The 19049-nt window shown below is 73.8% G+C and carries 15 protein-coding genes; 7 read left to right on the top strand and 8 right to left on the bottom strand.

Going from position 1 to position 19049, the window contains the following annotated elements; all coding sequences use genetic code 11:
• Positions 1 to 105: 105 nt before the first annotated feature.
• Positions 106 to 1125, top strand: a complete 1020-nt coding sequence (locus ACE1OA_RS22650) for an aspartate-semialdehyde dehydrogenase (protein ID WP_356598841.1) — start codon at positions 106 to 108, stop codon at positions 1123 to 1125.
• Here ACE1OA_RS22650 and ACE1OA_RS22645 read toward each other — a convergent pair.
• Positions 1112 to 1609: a DUF1203 domain-containing protein gene (locus ACE1OA_RS22645; protein WP_356598843.1), complete on the bottom strand. Its 498-nt coding sequence runs from the start codon at positions 1607 to 1609 to the stop codon at positions 1112 to 1114. The two genes, ACE1OA_RS22650 and ACE1OA_RS22645, sit on opposite strands and share 14 nt — an antisense overlap.
• Positions 1610 to 1699: 90 nt before the next feature.
• On the opposite strand from ACE1OA_RS22645, the gene ACE1OA_RS22640 reads away from it, so the two are divergent.
• Positions 1700 to 2974, top strand: a complete 1275-nt coding sequence (locus ACE1OA_RS22640; RefSeq protein WP_384866643.1) for a TerD family protein — start codon at positions 1700 to 1702, stop codon at positions 2972 to 2974.
• A gap of 52 nt (positions 2975 to 3026) precedes the next feature.
• Positions 3027 to 5609, top strand: coding sequence for an aminopeptidase N (gene pepN / locus ACE1OA_RS22635; RefSeq protein WP_356777540.1), 2583 nt, complete (start codon positions 3027 to 3029; stop codon positions 5607 to 5609).
• Between the two features lie 114 nt (positions 5610 to 5723).
• On the opposite strand, the gene alc is transcribed toward pepN, so the two are convergent.
• The 3 genes from alc to ACE1OA_RS22620 all read right to left on the bottom strand — a co-directional run bounded on the left by alc (position 5724) and on the right by ACE1OA_RS22620 (position 8861).
• Entirely contained in the window at positions 5724 to 6857 is a 1134-nt protein-coding gene (gene alc / locus ACE1OA_RS22630; protein ID WP_432753281.1) for an allantoicase, read from the bottom strand.
• Between the two features lie 86 nt (positions 6858 to 6943).
• Positions 6944 to 7858 carry a LysR family transcriptional regulator gene (locus ACE1OA_RS22625; RefSeq protein ID WP_432753280.1) on the bottom strand — a complete coding sequence of 305 codons (915 nt, stop codon included), beginning with the start codon at positions 7856 to 7858 and terminating at the stop codon, positions 6944 to 6946.
• 52 nt (positions 7859 to 7910) lie between these two features.
• A complete protein-coding gene (locus ACE1OA_RS22620) occupies positions 7911 to 8861 on the bottom strand; it encodes an EamA family transporter (protein ID WP_432753279.1) in 951 nt (316 codons plus the stop codon).
• 123 nt (positions 8862 to 8984) lie between these two features.
• Here ACE1OA_RS22620 and ACE1OA_RS22615 point away from each other — a divergent pair, with 123 nt between their 5' ends.
• Positions 8985 to 9503 (top strand): MarR family winged helix-turn-helix transcriptional regulator, encoded by a 519-nt coding sequence (locus ACE1OA_RS22615; protein WP_356777548.1) that lies wholly within the window; start codon positions 8985 to 8987, stop codon positions 9501 to 9503.
• 126 nt (positions 9504 to 9629) lie between these two features.
• Here the strand turns inward: ACE1OA_RS22615 and ACE1OA_RS22610 are convergent, their stop codons facing one another.
• From ACE1OA_RS22610 to ACE1OA_RS22600, 3 genes are read right to left on the bottom strand one after another with little or no spacing between them, the layout of a single operon-like run.
• Positions 9630 to 9857 carry a hypothetical protein gene (locus ACE1OA_RS22610; RefSeq protein ID WP_147978046.1) on the bottom strand — a complete coding sequence of 76 codons (228 nt, stop codon included), beginning with the start codon at positions 9855 to 9857 and terminating at the stop codon, positions 9630 to 9632.
• A 20-nt stretch (positions 9858 to 9877) separates the two neighbouring features.
• Positions 9878 to 12043: a 4-alpha-glucanotransferase gene (malQ, locus tag ACE1OA_RS22605; protein ID WP_384866652.1), complete on the bottom strand. Its 2166-nt coding sequence runs from the start codon at positions 12041 to 12043 to the stop codon at positions 9878 to 9880.
• A 43-nt stretch (positions 12044 to 12086) separates the two neighbouring features.
• Positions 12087 to 12236 carry a hypothetical protein gene (locus tag ACE1OA_RS22600; RefSeq protein WP_356777686.1) on the bottom strand — a complete coding sequence of 50 codons (150 nt, stop codon included), beginning with the start codon at positions 12234 to 12236 and terminating at the stop codon, positions 12087 to 12089.
• A gap of 239 nt (positions 12237 to 12475) precedes the next feature.
• Between ACE1OA_RS22600 and ACE1OA_RS22595 the strand changes: the two genes are divergently transcribed.
• Positions 12476 to 15520, top strand: coding sequence for a beta-N-acetylglucosaminidase domain-containing protein (locus tag ACE1OA_RS22595; RefSeq protein ID WP_432753278.1), 3045 nt, complete (start codon positions 12476 to 12478; stop codon positions 15518 to 15520).
• 172 nt (positions 15521 to 15692) lie between these two features.
• Here the strand turns inward: ACE1OA_RS22595 and ACE1OA_RS22590 are convergent, their stop codons facing one another.
• Positions 15693 to 16259 (bottom strand): HNH endonuclease, encoded by a 567-nt coding sequence (locus ACE1OA_RS22590; RefSeq protein ID WP_147978048.1) that lies wholly within the window; start codon positions 16257 to 16259, stop codon positions 15693 to 15695.
• A 231-nt stretch (positions 16260 to 16490) separates the two neighbouring features.
• On the opposite strand from ACE1OA_RS22590, the gene ACE1OA_RS22585 reads away from it, so the two are divergent.
• Together ACE1OA_RS22585 and ACE1OA_RS22580 are read left to right on the top strand one after the other, a co-directional pair.
• Positions 16491 to 17576 carry a mechanosensitive ion channel family protein gene (locus tag ACE1OA_RS22585; RefSeq protein ID WP_356598861.1) on the top strand — a complete coding sequence of 362 codons (1086 nt, stop codon included), beginning with the start codon at positions 16491 to 16493 and terminating at the stop codon, positions 17574 to 17576.
• A gap of 231 nt (positions 17577 to 17807) precedes the next feature.
• A complete protein-coding gene (locus ACE1OA_RS22580; protein WP_356598863.1) occupies positions 17808 to 19022 on the top strand; it encodes an ROK family transcriptional regulator in 1215 nt (404 codons plus the stop codon).
• The last annotated feature ends 27 nt before the right edge of the window (positions 19023 to 19049 follow it).

The raw sequence follows: 19049 nt of genomic DNA, 5'->3' as shown, positions 1-19049 counted from the left end.
CTCCGGTCCGTGTCCCGACCCTTGGACAATGGATTGGACAAGCCGCCCCGGAGCACACGCATCATGGACAGGCAGCACCCTGCACGTACGTACGGAGGAGTCCCCGTGAAGGTCGGAATCGTCGGAGCCACCGGTCAGGTCGGCACAGTCATGCGCAGGATCCTGGCCGAGCGGAACTTCCCGGTGGACGAGCTGCGGCTCTTCGCCTCGGCCCGCTCCGCGGGCTCGGTCGTCGACGGGATCACGGTGGAGGACGCGGCCACCGCGGACTACACGGGCCTGGACATCGTGCTCTTCTCCGCCGGTGGCGCCACCTCCAAGGCGCTCGCCGAGAAGGTCGCCGCCCAGGGCGCCGTCGTGATCGACAACTCCTCCGCCTGGCGCCGCGACCCCGAGGTCCCGCTGGTCGTCTCCGAGGTCAACCCGCACGCGGTCAAGGACCGCCCCAAGGGGATCATCGCCAACCCGAACTGCACCACGATGGCCGCGATGCCCGTCCTCAAGCCGCTCCACCAGGAGGCCGGCCTGACCGCCCTCGTCGCCACCACCTACCAGGCCGTCTCCGGCTCGGGCGTGGCCGGCGTCGCCGAGCTGCGCACCCAGGCGTGCGCGGTGGCCGAGAACGCGGACCAGCTCGCCTTCGACGGCGAGGCCGTGGAGTTCCCCGAGCCGGGCGTCTACAAGCGTCCGATCGCCTTCAACGTCGTCCCGCTCGCCGGCTCGATCGTCGACGACGGCAGCTTCGAGACCGACGAGGAGCAGAAGCTCCGCCACGAGTCCCGCAAGATCCTGGAGATCCCCGAGCTGAAGGTCTCCGGCACCTGCGTGCGCGTCCCGGTCTTCTCCGGCCACTCGCTCCAGGTCAACGCCCGCTTCGAGCGCCCGGTCAGCGTCGAGCGCGCCTACGAGCTGCTGAAGGACGCGGAGGGCGTCGAGCTCTCCGAGATCCCGACCCCGCTGCAGGCGGCCGGCAAGGACGCCTCCTACGTGGGCCGCATCCGCGTCGACGAGACCGTCGAGCACGGTCTCGCGCTCTTCCTCTCCAACGACAACCTCCGCAAGGGTGCCGCGCTGAACGCGGTGCAGATCGCGGAGCTGGTGGCGCAGGAGCTCACGGGCGCCTGACCTCGTACTGGAAGCAGCCGTACTCGACGGCCCTGACGTGCACCAGGGCCACCTCCGGGTCGGCGAAGGCTTCCGCCAGCGCCTCGTCGAAGGCTTCGGTGGCCGTCTCCGGGATCTCCAGGAGGCGGCCACCGGCGATGTGGCCGCCGGTCGCGTAGCGGCGCAGGGTGCGCAGCGCGCCGGGGCGGGCGAAGGGGTAGCCGCCGGTCTCCCGGGGCCCCTCGCACTCCTCGGCGTGCAGGAAGACGGGCCCCTGCTCGTCGTAGGCGCCGGGCTCGGCGCCGGTCCGGGCCGCCCAGCGGCGCAGCGGGGCGTACGAGACGAGGGCGATGCGCTCGCCCGGGCGGGAGGGGCGCAGGCAGCAGCGCAGCGGGGCGTCGCCCTCCGGGTCGGCGAACGGACGGCAGGGGCGGCCCGCGTCGTCGGTGACGCGAAGTTCGGCGAGTGCGGCGGGCTCGATGGCCCGCGGGGCGTAAGCGGTCATGGGACCAGCTTCACGCGGGTGGGGAATCAGCCGCTGGCGGAATTCGGACAACGCGTTCGAAGCCGGGCCTTCCGGTGACAGGATCCGACCATGACCCAGATACCGAAGGGCGCCGACGTCGCGGTTCCCACGCAGGCGCTCCAGGTCGCGGTCGCCTGGCGGACCGGCCCGGGAGTGCCCGACGTGGACGTCTCCGCGCTGCTCCTGGACGCGGGCGGCCGGGTGCGGGGGGACGCGGACCTCGTCTTCTACAACCACGGCGAGCACCCGTCGGGGGCCGTGCGGCATCTGGGCAGATCGGCGCCCGGGGCGCCGGGTTCCGCGGCGGCCGACTGGCTGTGGCTGGACCTCGCGCGGGTCGAGCCGGGCGTCGAGCGGGTGGTGATCGCGGCCTCGGCGGACGGCGGCCCCCTCGGCCGGCTCCCGTCGCTGGACATCACGGTCGTGGACCTGGAGGGCGGGGAGGCGGCCTGGTTCGCGATCGAGGACGCGACGACGGAGACGGCTTTCGTCTTCGGGGAGTTCCACCGCCGGCAGGGCGGCTGGCGGTTCCGTGCGGTGGGCCAGGGCCACGCCTCGGGGCTCGCGGGCCTGGCGACGTACTTCGGCATCGTGGTGGAGAGCCCGCCGCCGCCGATCCCGGGTCCCGGCTACGTGCCGCCTGCCCCGGCGGGGTACGGGCGTCCCGCACCGGCGGGCCAGGGGTTCCCGTACGGCCCCGCACCGGCGGGCCAGGGGTTCCCGCCGTACGGCCCCGCACCCGGGTACGAGGTGCCCGCCGGACATCCCGGGCCGGCGGACCCCTTCGCCACCGACTTCCGGCCGTCCGTCCACCAGGGCCGCGGCAAGGAGACCGTGCGCTGCGACCCCGCGCTGCCGCCGGGCTGGGCGCTCCTGGAGATCGAGTCGTACCACTCGATCTCCACCACCATCGAGTCCTGCGACGAGCACGGCAGGGCCGAGGACTACCTGCTGACGGCCTACGAGGACGACGTCCGGGCCCGCACCGTCGCCCCGGTCCCCCACGGCCGGCCGCTGGTCCTGCGGGTGGAGGCCGACACGCCCTGGACGCTGCGGGTGCTTCCGCTCACCCATGCCCGCCGCTTCGACAGCCACATCGAGGGCACGGCGCACGACCTCGTGATCTACGACGGGCCGCCCGGCGTCCTCGACTTCCTGCACCACGGCGCGTCCCCCTTCACGGTCCACCGGCACACTCCGCCGCGTGAGCCCGAGTACGACGCGGAGGACCGGGACCTGCTGGTGAACGAGATCGGCGAGGTCCGGGTGAGCGCCCGCGTACCCGGTCCCGGCCTGCTGCGGATCAGCGGCGACGGGCCTTGGAAATGTGCCGTGCGCCGCTGACGCACGCCGTGGAAGGATGGCCCAAACGTCACGAAACCGAGGAGTTGACCGGGTGCCTGGCACAAACCTGACCCGTGAAGAGGCGCAGCAGCGGGCGAAGCTGCTGACCGTGGACGCGTACGAGGTCGACCTCGACCTCACCGGTGCGCAGGAGGGCGGCACCTACCGGTCCGTCACCACCGTCCGCTTCAATTCCGCCGAGGCAGGTGCGGAGACCTTCATCGATCTCGTCGCCCCCGCCGTCCATGAGGTGGTGCTCAACGGTCACGCGCTCGACGTGGCCGCCGTCTTCCGTGACTCGCGGATCGCCCTGGCCCATCTCAAGGAGGGGCCGAACGAGCTGAAGGTCGTCGCCGACTGCGCGTACACCAACACCGGCGAGGGCCTGCACCGCTTCGTCGACCCGGTCGACGACCAGGCCTATCTGTACACCCAGTTCGAGGTCCCGGACGCGCGCCGCGTGTTCGCCGCGTTCGAGCAGCCCGACCTGAAGGCGACCTTCCGGTTCACCGTGAAGGCCCCGCAGGGCTGGTCGGTGATCTCCAACTCGCCGACGCCCGAGCCCGAGGGCCCCGACGCGACGGTCTGGCGCTTCGAGCCGACCCCGCGCATCTCGACCTACATCACGGCCCTGATCGTCGGCCCGTACCACTCGGTCCACTCCTCGTACGAGAAGGACGGGCAGACCGTCCCGCTCGGCATCTACTGCCGTCCGTCGCTGGCCGAGTTCCTGGACGCGGACCACATCTTCGACGTCACCCGTCAGGGCTTCGACTGGTTCCAGGAGAAGTTCGACTACGACTACCCGTTCGCGAAGTACGACCAGCTCTTCGTCCCGGAGTTCAACGCGGGCGCGATGGAGAACGCGGGCGCGGTCACCATCCGCGACCAGTACGTCTTCCGCTCGAAGGTGACGGACGCGGCGTACGAGCGCCGGGCCGAGACGATCCTGCACGAGCTCGCCCACATGTGGTTCGGCGACCTCGTGACCATGGAGTGGTGGAACGACCTGTGGCTGAACGAGTCGTTCGCCACCTTCACCTCGGTCGCCTGCCAGGCCTCCGTGCCGGGCACCCGCTGGCCGAACGCCTGGACGACCTTCGCCAACGCGGAGAAGACCTGGGCCTACCGCCAGGACCAGCTGCCGTCCACGCACCCGATCATGGCGGAGATCAACGACCTGGAGGACGTGCAGGTCAACTTCGACGGCATCACCTACGCCAAGGGCGCGTCGGTCCTCAAGCAGCTCGTGGCGTACGTCGGCCAGGACGAGTTCTTCAAGGGCGTGCAGGCGTACTTCAAGGCGCACGCCTTCGGGAACACGCGGCTGTCCGACCTGCTCGACGCGCTGGAGAAGACCAGCGGCCGTGACCTGCGGACCTGGTCGAAGGCGTGGCTGGAGACGGCCGGCATCAACATCCTGCGGCCGGAGATCGAGACCGACGCGAACGGGGTCATCACCTCCTTCGCCGTCCGGCAGGAGGCGCCGGCGCTGCCCGCCGGGGCCAAGGGCGAGTCGATCCTGCGTCCGCACCGGATCGCGATCGGCTTCTACGACCTCGACGAGGCCGGCAAGCTGGTTCGCACCGACCGTGTCGAGCTGGACGTCCGGGCCGCCGAGTCGACCCCGGTCGCGCAGCTGGAGGGCAAGGCCCGCCCGGCGGTCGTCCTGCTCAACGACGACGACCTGTCGTACGCCAAGGTCCGGCTCGACGAGGTGTCGCTGAAGAACGTCACCGCGCACCTGGGCGACTTCGCCGAGTCGCTGCCGCGTGCGCTGTGCTGGGCCTCGGCCTGGGACATGACGCGCGACGGTGAACTGGCCACCCGGGACTACCTGGAGCTGGTGCTCTCCGGCATCGCCAAGGAGTCCGACATCGGCGTGGTGCAGTCGCTCCAGGGCCAGGTGAAGGCGGCCCTGGAGCTGTACGCGGCGCCGGAGTGGCGTGAGACGGGGCTGACCCGCTGGACGGACGCGACGCTGGCGCACCTGCGCGCGGCCGAGCCGGCCGGCGACCACCAGCTGGCGTGGGCGCGCGCGTTCGCGGCCACCGCCCGCACCCCGCAGCAGCTGGACCTGCTGTCCGCGCTGCTGGAGGGCCGCGAGTCGATCGAGGGCCTCGCGGTGGACACGGAGCTGCGCTGGGCGTTCGTGCAGCGGCTGGCGGCGACCGGCGTCTACGACGAGACGGAGATCGCGGCCGAGCTGGAGCGCGACCGGACGGCGGCGGGCGAACGCCACGCGGCCACCGCGCGGGCGGCGCGCCCGACCGAGGCGGCCAAGGCGGAGGCATGGGCCTCGGTCGTGGAGTCCGACAAGCTCGCGAACGCGGTGCAGGAGGCGGTGATCGGCGGCTTCGTCCAGACCGACCAGCGCGAGCTGCTGGCCCCGTACACGGCGAAGTACTTCGCGTCGATCAAGGGCGTCTCGGAGACCCGCAGCCACGAGATGATCCAGCAGATCGTGGTGGGCCTCTACCCGACGCTCCAGGTCTCGCAGGAGACCCTGGACGCGACGGACGCCTGGATCGCGGCGAACGACCCGGCTCCGGCGCTGCGGCGCATGGTGACCGAGTCCCGCGCGGGCGTGGAACGCGCGCTCAAGGCACAGGCGGCGGACGCCGCCGCGGCCTGACCGTCCGGTGAACGGCGAAGGGGCACCTCCCCGGTGGAGGTGCCCCTTCGCCGTGATGGGGTCCGCCCGGCGGGCGGGCGTCGGCGCGCGGCCGCTCCGCCGGGCGGAGGCCGGTCAGCCGCCGAGCTCCTCGTGGCGGCGGCGCAGGGCCGCGACGCCCTGTTCGGTGAGGGTGCCGTGCAGGCGCATCCGGGCGACGCCGCCGTCGGGGAAGGCGTCGAGCCGGACGTGGGTGACGACCGCCTGCGCGGCGAGCTCGAAGCGGTGCGGGGTGTCGGGCTGGAGCCGGGTCCGCGGGATGATCTCGAACCACTCGCCCGTCTCGCCGTTGCGTCCCTGGAGGGCGATCCAGCCCGCCGAGTTGCCCTTGAGGTAGGCGGTGTCGATCTCCACGGCCCGGACGGCGCCCTGGGCGGCGAGCCGGAAGCGGACCCAGTCGTTGGTGCCGCGGACCCGGCGGCGGCGGTTCTCCCAGCCGTCGTCCATCTTGCGGGAGGTGCCGGGCAGGATGATCTGGGTCGGCGAGGAGTAGAACCGGTCCGACGCGTCCTCGTACACGCCTCCGTTGAGCACGGAGAGCAGGTCGATCGTGCCGAGCAGCTCCAGCCACGCGGGGTCGGGCACGACCTCGCCGTGGACGCGGAGGCGGGCGATGCCGCCGTCGGGGTGCTGGCAGAGGCGGACGTGGGTCCAGCGTCGCCCGGAGGTGACGGTGAAGCCGTTGGCGGCGTGGCCGCGGACGGGGGTGGGCGGGACGATCTCCTCCCACTTCACGTCGTCGGCGAGCAGCCGATCGGGGCTCGGGGTTCCCTCGACCGCGGTGGCCTGGACGCTCACCCGCTGCGGGTAGTTGCCGCGGAAGTGGGCGGTGTCGACGACGATGCCCCGGATGACGCCGGGGGCACCGAGGCGGACGATCGCCCAGTCGTGGTCCTCGGGGGCGGGGAAGACGTCCCCGGAGCCGGTGCCGCGGCGGCGGCGGGTCTCCCAGCCGTCCATGATCTTGCCCTTGTGGCCGAAGCGCTCCGGGTCGAAGACGGCGCGCTCCCGGACGAGGAGGTTCTCGCGCTCGGCGAAGAACTCGTCGTTCGCGGCGATCACTCCGGCGCCGAGCCGGCGGTCGGCCAGGTCGACGAGTTCGGTGAAGGCGAAGTCACCGGTGCGGTAGTCGGCGTAAGGGTCGCCTCCGCCGTAGGGGGCGGCGTCGTTGGCGTGCGGATCCTGTTCCGTGCTCGTCTCGAAGGTCATGCCCCGACTCTGCCCGGCCCGTCCGGGCCGGGTCCATCGAATGTTTTCGACGATCCTTTTCAGCGGAACTGAAAGGTCGGTGCCGGCTATCGGACGGTCTCGCGCGCGGCGGCGGCCTGCCGGAGCGCGGCCAGGACCCGGGCGACCGCGGGTCCCTCCTCCGCCCCGCGCCGCACGGCCGCGACGACGTGGCGGCGGGGCTGGTCGGCGGAGAGGACCCGCATCACGACGCCGGTGCGGCGCTCGGCGGTCGCCATCCGGGGGACGAGCGCGATCCCCATGCCGGCCTCGACCATGGCGAGGATCGCGGTCCAGCCGGCGGCGCTGTGGGCCTGCTCGGGCACGAAGCCGGCAGCCTCGCAGGCGGCGGTGGTGATCTCGGACCAGGGGCCCGAGCCGCCGAAGATCCACGGCTCGGCGGACAGGTCGGCCAGGCGCAGACCGGGCGCGTCGGCGAGCGGATGGGCGGCGGGCAGCGCGACGTCGAGGGGGTCGGCGAGCAGCGGCACACGGCTGAACTTGGGGTCGCGCACGGGCGGCGCGTGGGCGGCCAGGGACAGCGCCAGCTCGACCGCGCCGTCCGTGAGCAGCTCGTACGCCTCCGCCGCCTCGGCCTCGCGCACCCGGACGTCGAGCCCGGGGTGGGTGCCGCGGAGTTGCTGCACGGCGGGCACGACGAGCGCGGGCACGGCCGTGGAGAAGGCCGCCACCCGGACCTGGCCCGCGTCGCCGCGGAGGTGGTCGTCGAGCTCGGCGTCGGCTCGCTCCAGCTGGGCGAAGACCACCTCGGCGTGGCGGAGCACCAGATGGGCGGCGTCGGTCAGCCGGACCCTGCGGCCCTGGGCCTCCAGGAGCGGCACCTTGAGCTGCCGGGCGAGGTTGGTGAGCTGCTGGGAGACGGCCGAAGGGGTCATGAGCAGCGCCTCCGCGGTCGCGGTGACGGTGCCGCGGTCGCGGAGGGTGCGGAGGATGCGGAGCTTCTTGATGTCCCACTCGGTCATGGGGCGCAACCTACCGGGCGGCCCGGTGCCGACCATCGGGTGCGGGCGGGGCTTAGGGTCGCGCCGCGGGAGACTTCAGATCCATCGAAACGTTCAGACTCATGTCTTCAGCCGCGCCGAACGTTTTCGCGGCGCGGTACCGGCGGGGCTCCTTCGGGGTCCACTGGCCGGCGAGTGTGGCGCCGAAGGCGATCGCCATGCCCACCAGCTGCACCGGACCGAGCGCCTGGCCGAGCGCCGCCCAGCCGATGACGGCCGCGGTGATCGGCGACAGCGGACCGAGGAGGGTGACCGAGGAGGCGCTCAGGCGCTCGATGCCGCGGAACCAGAGGAAGTACGAGACCGCGGTGTTGCCGAGGGCGAGGTAGGCGTAGCCGAGCAGGTGGGTGGAGTCCAGCGCCGGCGGGGCGCCTTCGAGCAGGAAGGCGACGGGCAGCAGGACGAGGCCGCCGGCGGTGAGCTGCCAGCCCGTCAGCGCCAGCGCGCCCACCCCCTCGGGACGGCCCCAGCGCTTGGTGAGGACCGTGCCGGCCGACATCGACAGCGCGGAGAGCAGTCCGGCGAGCACCCCCACCAGGTCGAGCGCGGCCCCCGCCTTCAGGACGACCAGGCTGACGCCGAAGGCGGCGGCGATCGCCGTGAGCAGGGTGCGGACCGTGGGCCTGTCCCCCAGGAACAGGGCCGCCAGGCCGACGACGAAGAGCGGGCCCGCCGATCCGACCACGGCGGCGACGCCCCCGGGCAGCCGGTAGGCGGCGAGGAACAGCAGCGGGAAGAAGGCGCCGATGTTGAGCACGCCCAGGAGCGCCGCCTTCCCCCACCAGGCGCCCCGGGGGAGCTTCCGGGTCAGCGCGAGGAGCAGGAGCCCGGCGGGCAGGGCGCGCATGAGACCGGTGAAGAGCGGTCGGTCAGGCGGCAGGAGCTCGGTGGTGACGACGTAGGTGGAGCCCCAGGAGATCGGGGCGAGCGCGGTCAGGGCGACGACGGCGGCCTTGCGGGACATGGCAGGTTCCCCCGGTTCGGACGTGCGGAGCCAGATGGCTTGGCATTAAGTAGCTTAGTTCTAAGCTACTTAATCGCAAGTGGCTTTCTTGCCATCGAGTCGACCGGACAGGAGACTTCGGACATGGAGACGAACACCCCGGGCCCCGGCCCCGCCCACGACGCCGTCGACGCCATCACCGACCAGTGGGCCGCCGTCCGCCCCGACCTGGACACGGTCCCGATGGCCGTCTTCGGACGGATCTACCGGCTCGCGAACGCCATGCGCGGCCGGGTGGACAAGGCGTACGCGCCCTACGGGATGGCACTCGGGGAGTTCGACGTCCTGGCGACGCTGCGCCGTTCGGGTGAGCCCTACACGCTGTCGCCGCGCGAGCTCACGGCCACGCTGATGATCACCACCGGCGGGATGACGGGCCGCCTGGACAAGCTGGAGAAGGCCGGACTGCTCCGCCGCAGCCCCGATCCGAACGACCGGCGGGGGCTACGGGTGACGCTGAGCGAGCGCGGGCGTGAGCTGGTGGACCGAGCCGTGGCGGCCGGCCTGGAACAGCAGCGGGCGGCGCTGGAGTCGGCCCTCGACGCCGGCGAGCAGGAGCAGCTGGCCGGGCTGCTGCGCAAGCTGCTGGCGACGACGGCCTGAGGGGGCGTCCCCCGGTCACCGCGGACCCGGGAGCGGCGTCCGGTGCCGCGGAACACACGCGAGGGCGCCGCACGGTACCCACGTACCGTGCGGCGCCCTCGTCAGGATGCGACAGAGGCCGGTGTCTCAGGCCTTCTTGGACTTGTCGAGCACCATCACCAGACCGCAGATCACCAGGAACAGCACGATCGGGGTGAAGACGAAGAGACCGAGGGTCTCGACGACACTCAGCTTGGGGGCCGGGTCGTCACCGTCGTCGCGGGTCAGCGCGAGCGCCGGGGACGACATGAGCAGCATCATCAGCGTCGTACCGGCCGCGACAGCACCGGCGCGCAGGGCGTTCTTCTTGTCCACGGTGCAAACGTAGCGAACACCTAAACGGGCCGCGCGCCCGGGGGTGCCGTACGCGTCCCGAAGAGGTCGAACAGGGCCAGCAGGCGGTGCGCCCGCGGCGAGGCGGCAAGGGCTTCCAGGGTCAGCGGCTGCCCCTCCGGTCCGGCGACCGGCAGCCGCCAGTTGGGGTACTCGTCCCAGGTGCCCGGCAGGTTCTGCGGCCGGCGGTCCCCGACCGTGTCCGGCAGCCACACCCCGACCATGCGGGCCGGGGTGCGGAGCAGGAACCGGTGGACGGCCCTGATCTCGGCCTCCTCGTCGCCCGGCCCCTCCGGCAGCAGTCCCAGCCGCTCCAGGACACCGAGCCATTCGCCGGTCTCGGCGGCGTCCTCCGCCCGCTCGCGCGCCAGGTCCCCGGACAGCAGCCCGAGGCGGTGCCGCAGGGAGACGTGGTCGCCGGAGAGCCGGGCGGCCGTGGACGGCAGGTCGTGCGTGGTGGCGGTGGCCACGCAGTCGGTGCGCCACGCCTCCGGGGGCAGCGGCTGCCGGGAGCCCGACCAGTCCCGCTCGAACCACAGCACGGAGGTGCCCAGCACCCCCCGCCGTGACAGCGCCTCGCGCACGCCGGGCTCGACGGTGCCGAGATCCTCGCCGATGACGACGGCGCCGGCCCGGTGGGCCTCCAGGGCGAGGACGGCGAGCATGGCCTCGGCGTCGTAGCGGACGTAGGTGCCCTCGGTGGGCTCGCCCCCCTCCGGGACCCACCAGAGCCGGAACAGTCCCATCACGTGGTCGATCCGCAGGGCGCCCGCGTGCCGCAGCAGCTCCCGGAGCAGGCCGCGGAAGGGCGCGTAGCCGGAGGCGGCGAGGGCGTCGGGGCGCCAGGGCGGCAGGCCCCAGTCCTGGCCGCGGGAGTTGAAGGCGTCGGGCGGCGCGCCGACCGACATGCCCGCGGCGTAGGCGTCCTGCTGGGCCCAGGCGTCCGAGCCGTCCGGGTGGACGCCGACCGCGAGATCGTGGACGACACCCACGGCCATCCCCGCCTCGCGGGCGGTCGCCCCGGCGGCGGCGAGCTGCCGGTCCGTCAGCCAGGCCAGCCAGCAGTGGAAGTCGACCCGGGCGGACAGCTCGGCGTCGGCCGCCACGAGCGGGGCGGCGGAGCGCGGGTCGCGCAGCTCCTCCGGCCAGGCCCGCCAGTGGTGGCCGTGACGCTCGGCGAGGGCGCAGTAGGTGGCGTGGTCCTCCAGGGCGCGGCCGCGCTCGGCGAGGAAGTCCCGGTAGTCGGCCTGTCTGCCGGGCCCGGGCTCGACGGTCCGGACGAGCTCCAGGGCCCGCCGCTTGACCTCCCACACCGCGTCCCTGTCGATCAACGCCCCCTTGCGCAGCACCCGTTCGCGCAGCTCGGCGGCGTCGGCGAGGACCGCCTCCAGCGCCTCGCGGTACTCCGGGCCCACGTAGCCGTACTCGGGGACGTCCTCGATCCGCAGATGGACCGGGTCGGGGAAGCGGCGGGACGAGGGGCGGTAGGGCGACGGATCGGTGGGCGCTCCGGGCACGGCCGCGTGCAGCGGGTTGACCTGGACGAAGCCGGCGCCGTGCGTACGGCCCGCCCAGGCCGCGAGTTCACGCAGGTCGCCGAGGTCGCCCATGCCCCAGGACCGCGCGGACAGGACGGAGTAGAGCTGGACGAGCAGGCCGTACGCGCGCCGTTCGGGACGGGGTACGCGCGCGGGGGCGACGATCAGGGTGCTCGCCCCGGCGCGGCCGTCGGGGGTGACCGCGTCGACCCGGTGGACCCCGAGCGGCAGCCGGTCGCCGGCCGGGCCCGCGGAGCCGCCCGGGCCTTCGCCCACGGCACCGTCCCCGTCCGCGGCGTCCGGGGTCAGCACGCCGTCGACGATCTCGACGGTCCCGCCCGCCTCGGTCGTCACGCGCAGCCGCGTGCCGGGCGGCAGCCCCTCGCCCAGCCCGCCCGGGCCGTCCCGGCCGTCCTGCCACCGGACGAGGGTCGGCGGCAGAAGGCGGTCCCGCTCGGCCCGGTGGGCCGCTTCGAGCGCGGCGTCGAGGGCCTCGGGCGTCCCGGCGTCCACGTCCAGGGCGGCGAGCACGGCCACGACCGTGGCGTCGGGCACCGGGACGGTGACGCCCTCGGAGGGCGCGTACGTGGTGGCGACGCCATGAAGGGCGGCGAGACGGGCCAGGGTCACTTCACACTCCGGGAGGGTCGGGAACGGTGGCGGCCCGGGACGGTCACACTCCGGGGGACTCCGTGCCGCCCGCGGTGCCGGGGGAGGTGGGCTCGCTGGTGAGGGGGGCCGCGTCGGTCATCGGCGGTTCGCTGGTGAGCGGGGCGGTGTCGGCGAGGGGCGGTTCGCTGGTGAGCGGGCCCTGTTCAGGCACCCGTATAGGGGTGATCGTGCGGGTGGTCGCGGCCACGGGGGTCTCCCGGTTCGTCTCGACAAGTGGGACAACAGCAACAGGACTACCCATCGCACCCCGTTTTACCGGCGGAAGTTGACGGAGAGACGTCACCTCGCCGAAAGAACATCCGGCAAAGCCGACACATCGGCCACCTGCATTGACACCTCGGCCGACCGGGTGGTGGGGTCGTAATCCACTCGTGACCAAAGGAGTCCCCCGTGCACCTCGGGCGCAGGAAGCGGACCGCGACGGCCGTGGCCGCCGCGGTCATCGGCGGTCTCCTCGGCGGCGCGATGCCCGGCCTCGCCCAGGCGGCGCCCGTCCCGCCGGCCACGACCGCGGACGAACAGGCCGACGCGCGGCGGGCCGCGGCCGCGGACACCGGCGTATGGCCGCGCCCGCAGTCCATGACGGCCACGGGTCCCTCGGTGCCGCTGGGCGACGAGGTGACCCTGCTCGCCGACGCCGACGCCGACCCGTACGCCCTCGCCGCGCTGCGGGAGGTGCTGCGGTCGGCCGGCGTGCGGACCGTCCACACCTCGCTGCCCGGCGCGGGCACCGTCGTCCGGGCCGGCGGACCCGCCGGTTCCGGAGTCTCCGGCGCCTCCGACGCCCTGCGGGCGCTGCGCGCCCACGAGAGGACCGACCTGCCGCGGGGCGGATACCGGCTGGCGACGGGGCGGGTCCAGGGCCGGGACACCGTGGCGCTCGACGGGGTCGGCGAGGACGGCCTCTTCCACGCCGTGCAGACGCTGCGCCAACTGGTGGGCCCGCAGCGGGAGATCCGGGGCGTCGCGATCCGCGACTGGCCCGGCAGCGCCGTGCGCGGACTGACCGAGGGCTTCTACGGCCGCCCCTGGAGCCAGGAACAGCGCCTCGCCCAGCTCGACTTCATGGGCCGCACCAAGCAGAACCGCTTCCTCTACGCGCCCGGTGACGACCTGTACCGGCAGACCCTCTGGCGCGAGCCCTACCCGGCGGAGCAGCGTGCCGCGTTCCGCGCCCTCGCGGAGCGCGCCCGCGCCAACCACGTGACGCTCGCCTGGGCCGTGGCCCCCGCCCAGTCCATGTGCCTGGCCTCGGACGACGACGTCCGGGCGCTGAACCGGAAGATCGACGCGATGTGGGCGCTGGGGGTGCGCTCCTTCCAGCTCCAGTTCCAGGACGTCAGCTACAGCGAGTGGCACTGCTCGAAGGACGCGGACGTCTTCGGCCGCGGGCCCGAGGCAGCGGCCGCCGCCCACGCGCGCGTGGCGAGCGCGGTGGCCCGGCACCTGGCGGAGCGGCACCCGGGCGCGGAGCCGCTGACCCTGATGCCGACGGAGTACTACCAGGACGGCAGGACGGACTACCGCGCCGCGCTCGCCGCCGCGCTCGACGACCGGGTCCAGGTGGCCTGGACGGGTGTGGGCGTCGTGCCGCGCACCATCACCGGACGGGAACTGGCGGGCGCGCGGGCGACGTTCCGGCACCCGCTGGTCACCATGGACAACTACCCGGTGAACGACTACGCCCAGGACCGGCTCTTCCTCGGCGCCTACCAGGGCCGGGAGCCGGCGGTGGCCGCCGGTTCGGCCGCGTTCCTCGCCAACGCGATGGAGCAGGCCACGGCCTCGCGCGTGCCGCTCTTCACCGCGGCGGACTACGCCTGGAACCCGAAGGGATACCGGCCGCAGGAGTCCTGGCGGGCGGCGGTCGACGACCTGGCCGGGCCGGACGCCGCGGCCCGCGAGGCGCTGTGGGCGCTGGCCGGGAACGACGCCTCCTCGCTCCTCGACCCGGCGGGCGAGTCCGCCTACCTCAAGCCCCTGATGGCGGCGTTCTGGAGCAGCCGGACTGCCGGGTCGCCGGCGGTCCGCGAGAAGGCGGCGCGCGAGCTGCGGGCGGCGTTCACGGTGATGCGGGAGGCGCCGCAGCGGCTGGCCGCCACGGCGGACGGCGCCCTGGCGGAGGAGACGCGGCCCTGGCTCGCGCGGCTGTCGCAGTACGGACTGGCGGGCGAGACGGCGGTCGACATGCTGCTGGCCCAGACCCGCGGCGACGGCACGGCGGCCTGGCAGGCGTCGCTGCGGCTGGAGCCGTTGCGCGCGTCGCTCGTACAGGGTGGCCAGGTGACGGTGGGCAAGGGCGTCCTCGGCCCCTTCCTCACGCGCGCCGTGACCGAGTCGGCCGCCTGGACGGGCGCCGACCGCGAACGGCGCACCGGGCGGCGGGCCGAGCGGGAGCAGAGCGCGTACGTGCTCCGGCTGGACCGTTCGCGGCCCGTCGAGACGCTGACCGTGATGACCGAGCCGGGCTCGGGCGAGGGCGCCCGGGTGGAGGCGTACGTGACCGGTGAGGGCTGGCGGCCGCTCGGCCCGCTGTCCCCCTCCGGCTGGACGCAGGCCGACGCGAAGGGCCTGCGCGCCGAGGCGGTGCGGATCGCCTGGACCGGCGCCGCGGCCCCGGAGGTGCGCTCGCTGGTGCCGTGGTTCGCGGACGAGCCGCACGCGGAGCTGGAACTGGCCCGTGGCGAGACCGACGCGGAGATCGGCGGGGCGGCGCAGCGGGTGGACGTGCACCTGCTGGCACAGCGGGCGGGCGAGGTGCGCGGCGCCCTGACGGCGCGGGCGCCGAAGGGGATCGCGGTACGGCTGCCGAAGGAGGTCCTGGTGCCGCGCGGGACGCGGACGACGGTGCCGCTGGAGGTCTCGGTGGCACCGGACGTGCCGGCCGGCTCGTACCAGGTGCCGGTCTCGTTCGCGGGCGAGGAACGGGTCCTGACGGTCCGCGCCTTCCCGCGCACGGCCGGCCCGGACCTGGCGCGCACGGCGACGGCGTCCTCATCGGGCGACGAGACGCCCGACTTCCCGGCGGCCTCGGCGCTGGACGGCGACCCGGCGACGCGCTGGTCCTCCCCGGCGGAGGACGGCGCCTGGTGGCAGCTGGAGCTGGCCCAGCCCACCCGGATAGGGCAGGTGGTCCTGCACTGGCAGGACGCGTACGCCTCCCGCTACCGCATCCAGGTCTCCGCCGACGGCCGCACCTGGCGCACGGCGGCCACGGTCGCCGACGGCCGCGGCGGCCGCGAGGCGGTGCGCATGGACGCGGCGGACACCCGCTTCCTGCGGGTCCAGGGCGACGCGCGGGCGACACCGTACGGCTACTCGCTCTGGACGGTGGAGACCTACGCGGTCGCACCCCCGGAGAGCCCCGCGCCCCCGGCGCAGCAGCCGTCCCAGCAACCCGAGCAGCCCCAGGAGCCACAGTCACCCCAGGAGTGACAGCACAGCAGGCGACCCACCGGGCCGCCGGTCCGTGGGCGCTGCGGGCACGACGGGCCGGCGGCAGGTGCGCGCTCGTCGCACCGAGGCGCGCGCCCCGACCCGCCCCGCACGGCCGCGGCACGCACCGTGCCGCGGCCCGTGCCCGGCCCTGGTACGACGAAGGCCCGGATCAGGTCGCCGTCCGCACGGCCCCCGTGGGGGCGTGGGAGACGGCGTCGATCCGGGCCATCACGTCGTCCGCGCCGTACGGCTGCAAGTAGGGCAGCCAGCGCGGATCCCGGTGACCGGTGCCGATGATCCGCCAGGCGAGTCCGGACGGCGGCGCCGGCTGGTGGCGCAGCCGCCAGCCCAGTTCGCGCAGATGGCGGTCGGCCTTGACGTGGTTGCAGCGGCGGCAGGCCGCCACGACGTTGTCCCAGGCGTGGGTACCCCCGCGGCTGCGCGGAACGACGTGGTCGACGCTGGTTGCGACGCCACCGCAGTACATGCAGCGTCCGCCGTCGCGGGCGAACAGCGCTCTGCGGGTGAGAGGAACGGGCCCCCGGTAGGGGACCCGCACGAACCGCTTCAGCCGGACCACACTCGGTGCGGGGACGACGCGGGTCTCGCTGTGCAGGAAGGCGCCGGACTCCTCGAGGCACAGGGCCTTGTTCTCCAGGACGAGGACGAGCGCGCGGCGGAGCGGTACGACGCCGAGGGGCTCGTACGACGCGTTGAGGACCAGGACATGCGGCACGTGATGCCTCCTATGACGCCGGCGGCGCGTGGCTCGCGCCGGGACGATCTGCTCTCAGTCTCCCCTCATGCCTGGTCAAAGCGCCACCACGTGGCGGTAACGGCCTTGGGGTGTTCTCGACCACATCCACACGGACACGGGATACATCCCCGGGTGAGGTCCGTCTCTCCCTTCGGCAGGGCGGCGGGAGCACATCCGATGCCCCGTTAGTGTGGTTGTTCTGCTGTCGCAATGCCTGGAGGTTTCCCCGTGTCCTGGTCAGCCTCGGTGGCCGCCGACGATCCCCAGTCCGTCCCCGTCACTCTGGACGAAGCGGCGGAGCGGGCGACGAGCGCCGCCGGCTGGGTGGAGGAGAACTGGTCCACCTGGCTGAACACCGGTCTGCGCATCGTCCTCATCCTGGTCGTCGCGCTGCTGCTCCGGATGGCCATCCGCCGCGCCCTGACCAGGCTGATAGAGCGGATGAACCGCTCCGCCCAGGCCGTGGAGGGCACCGCCCTCGGCGGGCTGCTGGTCAACGCCGAGCGGCGCCGCCAGCGCTCGGAGGCGATCGGTTCGGTGCTGCGCTCGGTCGCGTCCTTCCTCATCCTGGGCACGGCCGGCCTGATGATCCTGGGCGCCTTCAAGATCGACCTGGCACCGCTGCTCGCCTCGGCCGGTGTCGCCGGCGTCGCGATCGGCTTCGGCGCCCGGAACCTCGTCACGGACTTCCTCTCCGGAGTCTTCATGATCCTGGAGGACCAGTACGGCGTCGGCGACTCGGTCGACGCGGGGGTGGCGTCCGGCGAGGTCGTCGAGGTCGGTCTGCGGGTGACGAAGCTGCGCGGCGACAACGGCGAGATCTGGTACGTCCGCAACGGCGAGATCAAGCGGATCGGCAACCTCAGCCAGGGCTGGGCGACGGCCGCCATCGACGTGACGGTCCGCCCGACGGAGGACCTGGACCGGGTCCGCACGGTGATCACCGAGGTCGCCGAGGCCATGGCGAAGGAAGAGCCGTGGAACGAGCGCCTGTGGGGGCCGGTCGAGATCCTCGGCCTCAACGAGGTGCTGCTCGACTCGATGACCGTCCGCGTGTCCGCGAAGACCATGCCGGGCAAGGCCCTGAGCGTGGAGCGCGAGCTGCGCTGGCGCATCAAGCGCGCGCTCGACGCGGCCGGCATCCGGATCGTCGGCGGTGTCCCGGCGCAGGCGGAGGAGGCCGCAGCCGACCCGACCGCGGGCATGGCCGCGCCCTCGGCCTTCTCCTCGGCCACCTCGCCGCAGTCCGCCGCGGCCACCCCGCTGCCGCCGTCCTCGCCCAACCTCTCGAAGTAGGACGGCCCCCGGCAGCGAAGGGTCCCGCGCCCGCCCGTCCCCGACGCCCCCGCAGGTAACGCTTTGGTTGCCTTCGGGGGCGTCGTGCGTCCGCGGGTATTGACGCCCAGGTGACGCCCGTCCTACGGTCCTCCCATCGAATAGGAAACTTTCCTAACAGTGCAGTTGGGGAAGCGGGCCGACGGGCAGCAGAATGGCCCCGTCCAGAGCCGAAGGGCAGGTGCATCCGACATGGCCGGTACGACCCCGGGAACCCCCGGCACCCCTCGTGTCCTGCGGGCCATGAACGACCGCGCCGCCCTCGATCTGCTGCTGGAGCACGGCACGCTCTCCCGGACCCGGATCGGCAAGCTCACCGGGCTCTCCAAGCCGACCGCCTCACAGCTGCTCGCCCGCCTGGAGGCCGCCGGGCTCGTCGTCGCCGGCGGCACCACCGCGGGCCGGCCGGGACCCAGCGCGCAGCTGTACGCCATCAACGCCCGGGCCGCCTTCGCCGCCGGCCTCGACGTGAACCCCGGCCGGATCCGCGCCGCCGTCGCCGACATCACCGGCGAGGTCGTCGGCGAGTTCGAGCTGAGGACCCCGGGACGCGCCGCCGAGGGCGTCGTCCGCCAGGTCACGACCGCCCTCGACGGGGCGGCCAAGGAGGCCGGGATCACCGCGGCCGAGGTGCACCGCCTCGTCATCGGCACCCCCGGCGCCTTCGACCCGGCCACCGGCCGGCTGCGGTACGCCTCCCATCTGCCCGGCTGGCACTCCCCCACCCTCCTGGAGGAACTGGCCGCGGTGCTCCCGATGCCGTTCGAGTACGAGAACGACGTCAACCTCGCCGCCATCGCCGAGCAGCGCCTGGGCGCCGCACGCGGCCACGACAACTTCGTGCTGCTCTGGAACGAGGAGGGTCTCGGCGCCGCCGTCGTCCTCGGCGGCCGGCTGCACCGCGGCTTCACCGGTGGCGCGGGCGAGGTCGGCTTCCTGCCGGTGCCCGGCACCCCGCTCGTGCGGCAGGTCACGAAGGCCAACTCCGGTGGCTACCAGGAGCTCGCCGGTGTCCAGTCCGTACCCCGGATCGCCCGTTCCCTCGGCATCGAGACCGTCGAGCAGCCGTACGTCGCCACCGCGTCCGGGCTCCTCGCGCACGCCGCCGCCCACCACGGCGACGACCCGCGCCACGCCGCGCTCCTCGACCGGTACGCCGAGCGCCTGGCGACCGGACTCGCCTCCGTCGTCGCGGTGCTCGACCCCGAACTTCTCGTCCTGTCCGGCCAGGTGAACGTGGCCGGCGGCGAACCCCTGCGCGAGCGCGTCCAGTCCGAACTGGCCGAGCTCGCGGCCTCCCGCCCCCGGCTCGTCCTCGGCACCGTGGACCACGACCCCGTACTGCGCGGCGCCCTCGAGAGCGCCCTCGCGGCGACCCGCGACGAGGTCTTCGACACCTCGCGGTAGCCCCCGCCCCCGACCACCCCCGGCGCC

Source organism: Streptomyces sp. JL2001 (genome assembly GCF_050917515.1).
GTDB lineage: Bacteria > Actinomycetota > Actinomycetes > Streptomycetales > Streptomycetaceae > Streptomyces.
This window is presented reverse-complemented; position numbering and strand designations above follow the sequence as displayed.